Source organism: Specibacter sp. NPDC078692 (assembly GCF_040686835.1).
Classification (GTDB): Bacteria; Actinomycetota; Actinomycetes; order Actinomycetales; family Micrococcaceae; genus Specibacter.
Genome location: NZ_JBFBLV010000054.1, coordinates 1 through 10,896, shown reverse-complemented (window position 1 = coordinate 10,896; position 10,896 = coordinate 1). Strand labels below are relative to the sequence as shown.

The following is a 10,896-nucleotide window of genomic DNA, read 5'->3' as shown; positions in this document are numbered from 1 at the left end:
TACAATCAGGCGCCTTCAACCAGGCCACACATCCCTGCCAAGACGGCCGTCTAATGCCGTCTTTTCCCGCAAGCGCCGTCCCTTTTGCGATAGTCGTGCCGATCCGGGCGGGCACCCGTGCGTTCCTGGCCGTCCAACCTCTCAAGTCCATACGCAACGTCGAAATGCCTGTCCAAACTATGACGTGCAGACCAGGGTCCACTAAATGGATAGCCACCTTGCACAAACAGCACCGCCGCCACACCATTTGCGGAATCACGATCCACGGCTCGGATTCAGACCTCTCGAGCAGTGGATTCAGTCCTATAGGTTCCAATCCAAGGAAGCCGTTGGTCTTGAAGCTGTTGAACGGACTGTGTTGAAAGGGCGCTGAAGTCCGAACGGGATGGCTGGCAGAATTGAGTGGCTGCCAGAAACTGCCAGAAACGGTGGGGTGCGGCCTACTTGAAGTAGTCGGCGCCACCCACGTATTCGGTGTGTCCGGAGGGCACCTCGGCCGATGCCATCTTGGCAATCTCAGCGGCAAATTCAGCCACGGAGTACAGCTTGCCAGCCTCGGCCCGGCGGGCCTCGATGGCACCGGGGTTGGCGCGATCCAGCAGTGTGGCCGTCACGGTGCCTTCAATCATGTCACCCGAGACAACAACCAAGGAGATATCTTCTGCGGCAAGGTTGGGGATCAGTGCGCGCAGTGCGTCTTCACCTGCACGCTTGCTCTTGGCTACCGGCTCGTACTCGGGCATGGTGGGCACGGTTTCAATAAAGTGCGCCTGGTGGCTGGTGACAAACACTACGCGGGAACCGGCGGGCAGCACCGGCATGGCGGCGTTGAGCAGGTTGACCTGGGCGTCACGGTTGAGCTGCAGGGCGTAGTTCTCAGCCATGCCGCTTTCCATACCACCGGAAGCGTTCAGGACGACCAAATCCAGTGAGCCGAAGTTCTCCAGGGCGGCACTGACCAGAGCCTGCACGCCCTCCTGAGTGGTCAAATCTGCGCCCACAGCCACGGCGCGGCCACCGGCCTCCACAATCTGAGCCACCACCTTGTTGGCACGGGGTGCCTTCTGGCGGTAGTTGACTACCACTGCTGCGCCTTCGGCAGCCAAGAACTTGGCTACATCTGCGCCAACGCCTCGAGAGGAGCCGGTAACAATGGCTGTCTTTCCGTCAAGCTTTCCCATAAAAAATCCTTCACATCTCATTGAATCTTATTGATTTCCCACACGTAGCGATGACAATTCCGTCACCCCGCGCAGGCGGTCTTACATCGAATCCTAGCGGCGCCTGGACGTACCACCGAGTACTGCGGTACGTCCTGGAGGCGCCGGACTACGGCGGCTAGGCACACAGGCCCGGGCACACCGCCGTCGAACTTTAGTGGCCCATGCCCAATCCGCCGTCAACGGGGATGACCGCTCCGGAGATGTAGGCGGCCTCGTCGCTGGAAACCCAGCGAACCACATTGGCCACTTCCTCAGCCGAGGCAAAGCGCCCGGCCGGGATGGTGGAGAGGTACTGCTTCTGAGTGTCCTCGGGAAGGGCGGCGGTCATGTCGGTGCTGATGAACCCCGGAGCCACAACGTTGGCGGTGATGCCGCGTGAGCCCAATTCACGGGTCAGTGAGCGGGCGATGCCCACCAAACCTGCCTTGGAGGCGGCGTAGTTGATCTGGCCGGGGGAACCGTAGAGGCCCACCACGGAGGAAATCAGCACCACGCGGCCCTTGCGCATGCGGATCATGCCCTTGGAGGCCCGCTTGATGACCCGGAAAGCGCCGGTGAGGTTGGTGTCCACGACGGAGGTGAAATCGTCCTCGCTCATGCGCAGCAACAGAGTGTCCTTCGTGATTCCGGCGTTCGCCACCAGTACCTCAACGGGACCATGGGCCGCCTCAACTTCGGTGAACGCGGCATCGATGGAGGCCGCGTCGGTCACATCAGCTTGAACTCCCAAGATGCCTTCGGGCAATTCGGCAGTGCTTCGGAAAGTCACGGCGACCTTGTCGCCATTGGCCAAAAATGCCTTGGCGATGGCCAGGCCAATACCCCTGTTGCCACCTGTGACCAAAACACTACGGGCCTGCTTTTCGGCGCCGACCGATGCACTCATGTATTCCTCCTGGAAGTTTTTTCGTGAAGCAACTTACGTACCCGGGCGGGAAAAATTGGCGGGCCAATGCCCACACCGCACCGGGACTGTCACTTTAGTTAACGAATCCTACGTGAAAGCCGCCGCGGCTCCCAGTTGGCTTTTGGTTGTGCAGTGCTGCGGTGAGAGAATGAATGCGTCCCTTGGAGTGTGATGAAAGAGCAATCAGCTACGCCCATGTCCGGTGCAAACCGGCGCAGCAAGTACCTAACCGGCACGCCGGAACCCACCGTTCAAGCCATAACCAACGCCGCAATCCCCCATAGCGAGGACATGCGCCACAGAATGCGGCAGTACGCCTTGACCATGGGCATCCGCATGGTCTGTTTGGCACTGATCTTTGTGGTCGACGGCTGGTTCAAGATCATTCCCGTGGTGGGCGCCGTCGTGCTGCCCTGGGTCGCCGTCATGATCGCCAATGGCGGTGCGGACACCATCCATCAGGAAACCGTGGAGCTGCTCGATGAAGCCCCCCTCTATGCGGTGACCGGCGGGCAGTACCCCACGGACGACGACGTCTCCCCCACCGATGAAATCCTCACCGGGGAGATCGTCCCCGACGAAGATGAGGACGACCTCTCTCCTCAGGATGATGCCTCTCAGGACGCCGCCTCTCAAGAAACCGTTGAGCAGAGTAACCAGCAGGAGCCGCACCATGAACATCTTTGATCTTTTGGGCGCGGACGGGCCCGAGCAATCACCCGTTCCGGAGACTCCGATCTGTTCCCGAAAGGGCTGCCGCGAACACGCCACCACACAGCTGCTCTGGAACAATCCCAAGATCCACACCCCCGAACGACGCAAAATATGGTTGGCCTGCACCGAGCACACAGCCTGGCTTGAGGATTACCTCCAGAGCCGTTCACTGTGGAAAGAGACTCTGCCTCTTTCCACCAGCCCGTTGAGCCCGAAGGATTCCGTCTAGTTCATGAAGACGTACAAATTTCTGTTTTCAAGCAGGTGGCTGGGCTATTTCGCCATGGCCTTGGTCTTTGCCCTCGCCTGTGTGGCGCTGGGCAATTGGCAGATGAACCGTCGCAATGCCGTGGTGGAAAATATCCATAAGATTCAGCAGAACTATGCCGGCACCATTGTGGATTACGCCGACGCAGCAGCCAACTTTGACGCGTTGGACCCGGCCAAGGAGTGGACTCAGGTCAGGCTCAAGGGCACCTACCAAACCGAGGATCAGCGGGTTGTTCGCAACCGCCCCTTGAATGGCGGCCCGGGCTATGAGGTACTGGTTCCGCTAACACTTGAAAATGGTGACACCGTCATCATCGACCGAGGCTGGCTACCTATTGGCAACCGCGAAGCCGGACACCCGGACGTCGTCCCCCAGCCGCAGGAAGGCGTTGTTGAGGTCGTTGCTCGGCTGAAACCGGCTGAACCCACCCTGAATCGCGGCGCCCCAGAGGGCCAACTGGCATCCATTGACCTTAACGAATATGCCGGGCAACTTGACTACCCCATCAAGACCGGGTCCTACGGTCAGCTGGCCTCTGAAACACCTGCCGCCGCCAACAACCCGGTTCCCTTCCCGGCCCCGTCCATTGATGAGGGCTCACATCTGAGCTATTCACTGCAGTGGATTGCCTTTGGCATCCTGGCCTTTGTGGGCTTCGCTTATGCCGCACGAATGCAACGCCGCAACGATGACTTCGACGCCATGGAAGCCGAAGAGTCAGGCATTCCTGTAGAAGAACTGCACGGCCGCGGCTCCGCATTCCACCCACGCCGTCACACCAAGGTGCGCAAGCCTGGTGCCAAGCCAACAGCCGAGGAAGCCGAAGACGCCCTCCTCGACGCCCAAGGCTTCTGATGGGGAACCCCACCGGAGACGCCACTGGCGATCCCGTCGGAGATCCCACCCTCGACCCCATCGTGGAGAACGTGCGTGAGGCACTGCTGGCAGCGGGCTTGGCCGACACAGTGATCGTAGTCCCCGACTCGGTCGCTACGGCTGCCACAGCTGCGGCAGCTCTGGGTTGCGACGTCGGTGCCATCGCGAACAGCCTGATTTTTGAGTGCGGCGGCGAACCGCTCCTCATCCTTGCCAGCGGGGGCGCCAAAGTCGACACGAAAAAGGTGGCGCGTGAGAACGGTCTGCCCAAGATCACCCGTGCCACCCCAGATTTTGTGCTCGAACATGCCGGCCAACCGGTAGGCGGTGTGGCTCCCCTGGGGCACCCCCAGCGGCTGCGCGCCTTCCTGGATACCGAACTGCAGCAGCACCCCGTGTTGTGGGCAGGGGCCGGCAGTCACCAGGCCATGCTGTCCATCAGCTACCAGGAACTGCTCAAAGCCACCGGGGCCAGCGAAACAACTGTGCGCTAGTCCCCTAATCTCCCTACAACTCCGCCCAACTAACGACGGCGGGTGGTTCCCTCGAATATCAAGGAAACCACCCGCCGTCGTACTTTTTGGAGCGGTGAAACTAGGCCAGGGTGATCAGGTCCAGGTAGTCCGGGTTCCAGAGGTCCTCGTCGCCATCGGGCAGCAGCACCACGCGCTCGGGATCCAGGGCCTCCACGGCGCCTTCATCGTGGCTGACCAGCACTACGGCGCCGGTGTAGTTCTTCAGGGCGCCAAGAATTTCGGCGCGGCTGGCGGGGTCCAAGTTGTTCGTGGGCTCATCAAGGAGCAACACGTTGGCGCTGGAAGCCACAATCGTCGCCAAGGCGAGGCGGGTCTTCTCACCACCGGAGAGCACCCCGGCAGGCTTATTGACATCGTCACCGGAGAACAGGAAGGAGCCGAGGATGCCACGAACCTCGGCGTCGTTCATGTCGCCAGCTGCCGAGCGCATGTTTTCCAGAACGGTACGGGTGACGTCCAGGGTGTCATGCTCCTGAGCGTAGTAGCCCACCTTCAGACCGTGACCGGCAATGATCTCGCCCGTGTCAGGCTTGGCCACGCCCGCAAGCATACGCAGCAGCGTGGTCTTTCCGGCACCGTTGAGACCCAGGATGACCACCTTGGAACCGCGGTCAATGGCCAGGCTGACATCGGTGAAGATTTCCAGCGAGCCATAGGACTTGCTCAAGCCCTCAGCCATCAGCGGGGTCTTGCCACATGGCGAAGGATCGGGGAAGCGCAGCGCTGCAACCTTGTCCTGGGCGCGCACCTCTTCCAAACCGGCCAGCAGACGCTCGGCACGCTTGGCCATGTTTTGCGCTGCCACAGCCTTGGTGGCCTTGGCACGCATCTTGTTGGCCTGGTCCATCAGGACGCCAGCCTTCTTTTCCGCGTTGGCGCGTTCCCGGCGTCGGGCGCGTTCATCGGTTTCACGCTGGGCCAGGTATTTCTTCCAGCCCAGGTTGTACTGGTCGATCGTGGCGCGGTTCGCGTCAAGGTGGTAGACCTTGTTGACGGTAGCTTCGAGCAGTTCGGTATCGTGACTGATCACAATCAACCCGCCCTGGTGGCTCTTGAGGAAGTCACGCAACCAAGAGATGGAATCGGCATCCAAGTGGTTGGTGGGCTCATCGAGCAGCATGGTCTGGGCACCGGAAAAGAGGATTCGAGCCAGCTCCACGCGGCGGCGCTGACCACCGGAAAGAGTCTTCAACGGCTGGTTCAGGATGCGTTCGGGCAGTGCAAGGTTGGAGGAGATCGCGGCAGCCTCGGCCTCGGCAGCGTAACCGCCGCCTGCCAGGAACTCCTGCTCCAAGCGATCGTAGCGGCGCATGGCCTTGTCACGGATGTTGGTGTCTTCGCTGGCCATGTCGGACTCGGCCTTGCGCAGCTTGGTGATGACCTTGTCCAGGTCACGGGCCGAGAGGATCCGATCCTTGGCCAACTGTTCCATGTCAGGGGTGCGGGGGTCCTGCGGGAGGTAGCCAATTTCACCGGAACGGGTGACCTTGCCACCGGCTGGCAGACCTTCGCCGGCGAGGACACGAGTCAACGTGGTCTTGCCGGCACCGTTGCGCCCCACCAGCCCAACCTTGTCACCTTTGTCGATGCGGAATGACACTTCGTCCATGAGCAACCGCGCTCCTGCGCGTAACTCAAGGTCTTGGACCGTAATCAACGTAGTAACCTTTCAAAGAATGGGTAGGTGCCGAACACGCCAGCCACAAGCAACAATTGCTTGCCAAGGGCGTTGGACAACCTCCTTAGTCTAACGACGTTCCGGCACAACGAGAATCCCCCCACGAAGAAAGTACTGAGAATGAATCGAACATCACGCCAGACACAGAAGTCTGAGGGCGCTTCAGCACTTGGGCACACAGCTAATCCGGTGCGCGGCCGGCAGCGCTGGGGCGCCATGGACCTTTCACTCATTGCTGTTTTTGCCGCGCTCATGGCCGCCTCAATCGCCGTTCCCGGCATCAATGTGGGCCCCTTCGGTGTGGCCATCACCTTGCAAACCCTGGTCGTAGCGATGTGCGGTCTCGTCCTCGGTTTTGCCCGCGGCACAGCCGCAGTTGGGCTTTACGTGCTGTTGGGGCTCATTGGCCTACCGATCTTTAGCGGCTTCCGTGCTGGGCCGGCCGTGCTGGCAAGCCCGTCCGCGGGCTACATTGTGGGCTTCATTTTCGGTGCGGCGGTTATTGGCTTGCTGGCAACGTGGGCTGTTCGCAGCCGGTGGCGTGCCGCGGCTTTGTTCGCAGCGGCCATGGCCGGAACGGTAGTGATCCACGCCTTTGGCATTGTGGGCTTTGTCATGAAGGGCATGAGCTGGCAGACAGCGATGCTGGCCGATGTCATCTACCTCCCGGGTGACGTCATCAAGAACGTTCTTGCCGTGATCATCGCATTGAGCCTGCACCGGGCATTCCCTGACCTTCTGGTGCGCCGCCAGCGGTGATTGATTCCTCAAACCGCGGCATTGTGCTCGCCCAGGCTGGCGTCACTGTGCCGCCAGCAGATCCCCGCACACAGCAAGCAAAGCAAATCTTGGCCCCCGTTTCCCTGACCTTGACTGAGCAGCGAATCGCCATCATTGGCGCCAACGGCTCCGGCAAATCCACCCTGTTGCGGCTCCTGAACGGACTGCTCCTGCCCACCACTGGCACGGTCACCGTCAATGGCCGCAGCACTCACGGTGACGTTGCAGCCGTTCGCCGCAGCGTAGGCTTTGTCTTCACCGATCCCCTCTCGCAGCTGGTCATGCCCACTCCGCAGGAGGACCTCGAGTTGTCCTTGCGCCGGCAGAAGCTGGGTAAAAAGGAGCGTCGAAATAAGGCACTTGCCATTTTGGCCAGTTACGGGCTGGAGCATCTGGCCCAGAGCAGTATCTATGAGCTGTCCGGTGGCGAACGTCAGTTAACAGCGCTTGCCACCGTCTTGGCCGTAGACCCCGAGATTCTGGTGCTCGATGAGCCATCCACGCTGCTGGATCTGCGTAACACCCGCCAGCTCATGCAACGCCTCAGGAGCCTGCCCCAGCAAGTCATCATGTCCACCCATGACCTCTCCTTAGCTGCCACTTTTGACCGTGCCTTGGTGATCGAGCAAGGCCAGGTCGCGTTCGACGGCGATCCGCACCAGGCCATTGCGGCTTACCAGGAGCTGGCGGGCTAGTGCGCGGTCATGCTTTCATGGTGGCCGGGTACGTCCCCGGCGCCTCGCTCATCCATCGGGCGCCGCTTGCGCTGAAGGCCGCGCTCTTGTTCGCTGTTGCCGTGCTGTGCTTGGCCTCGCCGTTGATTTCGGTCGTGGTGGGTGCTGTCACCACCACGGCTACCCTAGTGCTGGTCATAGCCTTACACTTTGTTGCGGGCTTGTCCTGGCAGCGGATGTGGCGTGCTGTGCGGATGATGCTGATCTTCTTGGTACTCATTGCCGCTTATCAATGGTGGCAGCATGGTCCCTTGACGGCGTGGCAAGTCATAGCCGCCATCGTGGCCACGGTGCTGGCTTCGAATGTTCTGACCGCCACCACTCCTGTGGATGAACTCTTGGATGGGCTGGCCGCACTGGTCCGGCCGCTGGAGCGCTTCGGCGCGGACCCGGAACGATTCTCCCTCACAGTTGCCCTGATGCTGCGCAGCATCCCGTTTGTGATCGGCGCCTTTGCCGACGTTCGGGATGCCGCCCGTGCCCGCGGCCTGGAGCGTAATTTGCTGGCCCGGTCGCTACCCGTGGTCATCGCCACCGTTGGGTACGCCCGTGCCACCGGTGAGGCCCTGGCCGCACGCGGTCTGGGTGATCCCAGTCCCGAGAGTACAGAGGACGACGGCGACTCCCCCACCTGACGCTGGCCACCTTGCTTTGGGAGTGAAGGACCTTGTTCCGCGACTGATGATACAAATCCTCATTCGCGAATGCCTGATCCCTGAACGGGCAACCGCCACAAGTCCCTTGGGGCAGGGTTCTGCAGGTAGATTCCCACCCTGTCCCCGTAGATCAAGCCGTGACCATGCCACGAGCACAGGCTTGCCCCGCCTTTGGGCTCCTGCAAGAGCCCAAACTAGTGCCCTGTATAAAAAGCCCGCGGCCCGGGATTTTTTCGCGGGCAGGGTCTCCAATAATGTGTCGCCTGCAGAAACACGCAATTTCGAAATCCTCCGAAGTCCTCTACACTCCCTCCGGTGGTGGACCGGCTAAAGTTCCAGCTAGAAATCACCACAGGATCGACACGCTTTGACCCAGCCTGGTCCCACGACACGGACACGACTCGTTTGAAGTCAGCCAGTGCCGTCGGGTCGCTTGCCTCCCTTCGATCCGGTCACCTCCGCGAGCGGCAGACCGTGCGTATCGATATCGTGTTGCTGGTTACCACACTTGTGGGAACACCAGCTGGCGTACTGCTCAACTCGGAGGACATAATCGCGTATCGCATATTGCTAGCTCGAAAATATTTTCGATAATCTAGTGAGATGATATCTTCATCAACCGAACGCCCGCCTTTGACACCCGAACTTACGGGGACAGAGCTGCTGCGCTGGTATTGGCTCAAAGATGAGCTTGCGGAGTTTGCCCGACTCCTTCATATTCGCGCAACGGGAGAAAAAGCGTTATTGGCTCAGCGGATTGCTTCGCATCTGGATGGCTGCGAGTTCCCTGAACCCACAGCCATCAAGCGGCCCAACAGACGCCAGCTATCTGAACCACTCACCTCTAGCACGCCCATCCCGGCGGGACAGAGATGTAGCCAAGTTCTGCGCGCGTGGTTCAGTGAAGAGATCGGGGCGTCTTTCCATTTTGACGCTGAAATGCGCGAGTTTTTTCTCGCCACCGATGGCACCCAAACTCTCGCTGACGCGGTAAACCACTGGTACCAAACGAGGGGCCAAGAGCAAAAACCCATTGATGCCCAGTATGAATACAATCGTTTCACTCGAGCGTGGCATAGCAAATACCCCACGGGCTCAAAGAGCGAATTACTCACCGCATGGCGTGTCTACCGAACCCAGCCCATCGACGCCCGTGGCAAAGCCTAGGGCCATTCGTCCACAGAACTAACAGTTGACCTTCCACTACAAAAACTAACCTAGACTTTCCTTACAGGAAAGACTAATGTTTCCTCCATGGAAAGAATCCCTGTTCGTCCCACCGCCACAGAAGCACAAGAGGCGCTAGTGTCCATAAATGAAGCCCGCTCACGCCTAGCCAATTACGTACGATCTCCATGGTGGCTCTATCCCATCCAAGGAATCGGAGTAGCCGCTTTCATCATCGGGATCGGTTTTTCCAAGGTCGATACTGTACTGGGAACAACCGCTTTGGCCGTTGCCATAGTCCTGTTCTGTACATTGCCGTTGCTACAACAAACACCGAGTCGGGCTGTTTTCGACGTCTACACCCACAAAGGGAGCCGTGGGCTCGCAGCGATCTATGCTTGCCTCTTGTTGATCCTGACGGTCACAGCAGTATGGTTCCTGTCCACTGCTGGTCCGTCGTTCGCTTGGGTTGTCTATGTGGCGGCCGCGGCTGGCCTAATACTAACCGTGGCCATGGGGCCGCTCATGGATAACCGCCTTGAGCGGGCGATCCGGGTCGGACAATGATGACCGACGGCTTCAATGACATCATTCACGTGCCAGCCCGGTTGCGAGTGTGCTCCATATTGGCTGAAGTCGCTGAAATCGAATTTGGCGTCATCCGTGATTCACTCGCACTGAGTGACTCTGCCCTTAGTAAGCATCTGCGAGTACTCGAAAACGCTGGGTATATTGCTCTACGCAAGGGCATCGTCGACACCCGTACACGAACATGGGTGAACTTGACGAAGGCAGGCCGGGCCGCCTTTCGTGCCCATGTCAGAGCTCTAAGGTCTCTTGCGGCTAGCGCCGACATCCCAGACTTCACTGAATAAGCCGCCCCTGCCTCTCGCTGCGAGTTGATCATCCCGCAGAAGGTCCGCGCCACCGACTGCACCACAGCTCGCAAATCGCTGTAACGTTGGCCAATCCATCTGCCCCACAGCGGACCGGCTTAGGGGCGGTTCAACGTGTCAGTGGCAAGGCGCGGTTGACCTGCGTGCGAGTATGAACACTATGCATGTCAGTAGAGTCGGCCCCGAAGTCGGCGCACCAGTGCTTCTTTTGCACGGCGGCGGAGTAGCCGGATGGATGTGGAACTCCCTTCGAAGAAGCCTCGAGTCCAAGTACAGCGTGCTCGTGCCCGATCTTCCTGGACATGGCCAGAGCGCTGATGAACCTTACCGATCACACGCCGAAACGGTGGAGGCGCTCAGCTTAGCCTTGATCCACCGATCCGTTTTGGGGGCTGGCTGAATCCCGTTTTTTGGTGATGTGGCGTTTTTGGGCAGCGGTGGGGCCGGCCTCGCTGCCG

Annotated in this window: 14 protein-coding genes; 11 read left to right on the top strand and 3 right to left on the bottom strand. The window is 59.9% G+C overall.

Annotation, left to right across the window (positions count from 1 at the left end):
• Window positions 1–440 precede the first annotated feature (440 nt).
• Complete coding sequence (locus AB0O97_RS19885; RefSeq protein ID WP_363884975.1) at window positions 441–1,181, bottom strand: SDR family oxidoreductase; 741 nt, start codon at window positions 1,179–1,181, stop codon at window positions 441–443.
• Between the two features lie 193 nt (window positions 1,182–1,374).
• Window positions 1,375–2,109 carry a beta-ketoacyl-ACP reductase gene (locus AB0O97_RS19880; protein WP_363884973.1) on the bottom strand — a complete coding sequence of 245 codons (735 nt, stop codon included), beginning with the start codon at window positions 2,107–2,109 and terminating at the stop codon, window positions 1,375–1,377.
• Window positions 2,110–2,301: 192 nt separating this feature from the next.
• Here AB0O97_RS19880 and AB0O97_RS19875 point away from each other — a divergent pair, with 192 nt between their 5' ends.
• From AB0O97_RS19875 to AB0O97_RS19860, 4 genes are read left to right on the top strand one after another with little or no spacing between them, the layout of a single operon-like run.
• Complete coding sequence (locus AB0O97_RS19875) at window positions 2,302–2,817, top strand: DUF3099 domain-containing protein (RefSeq protein WP_363884971.1); 516 nt, start codon at window positions 2,302–2,304, stop codon at window positions 2,815–2,817.
• On the top strand, window positions 2,804–3,073 hold the full coding sequence (locus AB0O97_RS19870; protein ID WP_363839413.1) for a hypothetical protein: 270 nt from the start codon (window positions 2,804–2,806) through the stop codon (window positions 3,071–3,073). The genes AB0O97_RS19875 and AB0O97_RS19870 overlap by 14 nt, the downstream gene beginning before the upstream one ends.
• Before the next feature lie 3 nt (window positions 3,074–3,076).
• A complete protein-coding gene (locus AB0O97_RS19865) occupies window positions 3,077–3,970 on the top strand; it encodes an SURF1 family protein (protein ID WP_363884969.1) in 894 nt (297 codons plus the stop codon).
• Window positions 3,970–4,485 (top strand): YbaK/EbsC family protein, encoded by a 516-nt coding sequence (locus AB0O97_RS19860; RefSeq protein WP_363839419.1) that lies wholly within the window; start codon window positions 3,970–3,972, stop codon window positions 4,483–4,485. Before AB0O97_RS19865 ends, AB0O97_RS19860 begins: the two co-directional genes overlap by 1 nt.
• A gap of 100 nt (window positions 4,486–4,585) precedes the next feature.
• On the opposite strand, the gene AB0O97_RS19855 is transcribed toward AB0O97_RS19860, so the two are convergent.
• Window positions 4,586–6,184 (bottom strand): ABC-F family ATP-binding cassette domain-containing protein, encoded by a 1,599-nt coding sequence (locus AB0O97_RS19855; protein WP_363839422.1) that lies wholly within the window; start codon window positions 6,182–6,184, stop codon window positions 4,586–4,588.
• Window positions 6,185–6,325: 141 nt separating this feature from the next.
• Here AB0O97_RS19855 and AB0O97_RS19850 point away from each other — a divergent pair, with 141 nt between their 5' ends.
• The 7 genes from AB0O97_RS19850 to AB0O97_RS19820 all read left to right on the top strand — a co-directional run bounded on the left by AB0O97_RS19850 (window position 6,326) and on the right by AB0O97_RS19820 (window position 10,838).
• Window positions 6,326–6,964, top strand: coding sequence for a biotin transporter BioY (locus AB0O97_RS19850; protein WP_363884967.1), 639 nt, complete (start codon window positions 6,326–6,328; stop codon window positions 6,962–6,964).
• 47 nt (window positions 6,965–7,011) lie between these two features.
• Window positions 7,012–7,680: an ABC transporter ATP-binding protein gene (locus AB0O97_RS19845; protein ID WP_363840392.1), complete on the top strand. Its 669-nt coding sequence runs from the start codon at window positions 7,012–7,014 to the stop codon at window positions 7,678–7,680.
• Window positions 7,680–8,354: an energy-coupling factor transporter transmembrane component T gene (locus tag AB0O97_RS19840; RefSeq protein ID WP_363839427.1), complete on the top strand. Its 675-nt coding sequence runs from the start codon at window positions 7,680–7,682 to the stop codon at window positions 8,352–8,354. The genes AB0O97_RS19845 and AB0O97_RS19840 overlap by 1 nt, the downstream gene beginning before the upstream one ends.
• A gap of 624 nt (window positions 8,355–8,978) precedes the next feature.
• On the top strand, window positions 8,979–9,542 hold the full coding sequence (locus AB0O97_RS19835) for a DUF6434 domain-containing protein (protein WP_363839430.1): 564 nt from the start codon (window positions 8,979–8,981) through the stop codon (window positions 9,540–9,542).
• An 87-nt stretch (window positions 9,543–9,629) separates the two neighbouring features.
• A complete protein-coding gene (locus AB0O97_RS19830) occupies window positions 9,630–10,109 on the top strand; it encodes a hypothetical protein (RefSeq protein ID WP_363839433.1) in 480 nt (159 codons plus the stop codon).
• The gene (locus AB0O97_RS19825) at window positions 10,106–10,417 is read left to right on the top strand and encodes a transcriptional regulator (protein WP_363884966.1); all 312 of its coding nucleotides are present in this window, start codon (window positions 10,106–10,108) and stop codon (window positions 10,415–10,417) included. The genes AB0O97_RS19830 and AB0O97_RS19825 overlap by 4 nt, the downstream gene beginning before the upstream one ends.
• 172 nt (window positions 10,418–10,589) lie before the next feature.
• Complete coding sequence (locus AB0O97_RS19820; protein WP_363884964.1) at window positions 10,590–10,838, top strand: alpha/beta fold hydrolase; 249 nt, start codon at window positions 10,590–10,592, stop codon at window positions 10,836–10,838.
• Window positions 10,839–10,896 lie beyond the last annotated feature (58 nt).

Bases quoted from the DNA above. Each gene is read 5' to 3' on its own strand.
- AB0O97_RS19820 (WP_363884964.1), top strand. From the start codon at position 10,590: ATGAACACTATGCATGTCAGTAGAGTCGGCCCCGAAGTCGGCGCACCA.
- AB0O97_RS19870 (WP_363839413.1), top strand. From the start codon at position 2,804: ATGAACATCTTTGATCTTTTGGGCGCGGACGGGCCCGAGCAATCACCC.
- AB0O97_RS19830 (WP_363839433.1), top strand. From the start codon at position 9,630: ATGGAAAGAATCCCTGTTCGTCCCACCGCCACAGAAGCACAAGAGGCG.
- AB0O97_RS19865 (WP_363884969.1), top strand. From the start codon at position 3,077: ATGAAGACGTACAAATTTCTGTTTTCAAGCAGGTGGCTGGGCTATTTC.
- AB0O97_RS19860 (WP_363839419.1), top strand. From the start codon at position 3,970: ATGGGGAACCCCACCGGAGACGCCACTGGCGATCCCGTCGGAGATCCC.
- AB0O97_RS19835 (WP_363839430.1), top strand. From the start codon at position 8,979: ATGATATCTTCATCAACCGAACGCCCGCCTTTGACACCCGAACTTACG.
- AB0O97_RS19880 (WP_363884973.1), bottom strand. From the start codon at position 2,109: ATGAGTGCATCGGTCGGCGCCGAAAAGCAGGCCCGTAGTGTTTTGGTC.
- AB0O97_RS19825 (WP_363884966.1), top strand. From the start codon at position 10,106: ATGATGACCGACGGCTTCAATGACATCATTCACGTGCCAGCCCGGTTG.
- AB0O97_RS19885 (WP_363884975.1), bottom strand. From the start codon at position 1,181: ATGGGAAAGCTTGACGGAAAGACAGCCATTGTTACCGGCTCCTCTCGA.
- AB0O97_RS19850 (WP_363884967.1), top strand. From the start codon at position 6,326: ATGAATCGAACATCACGCCAGACACAGAAGTCTGAGGGCGCTTCAGCA.
- AB0O97_RS19875 (WP_363884971.1), top strand. From the start codon at position 2,302: ATGAAAGAGCAATCAGCTACGCCCATGTCCGGTGCAAACCGGCGCAGC.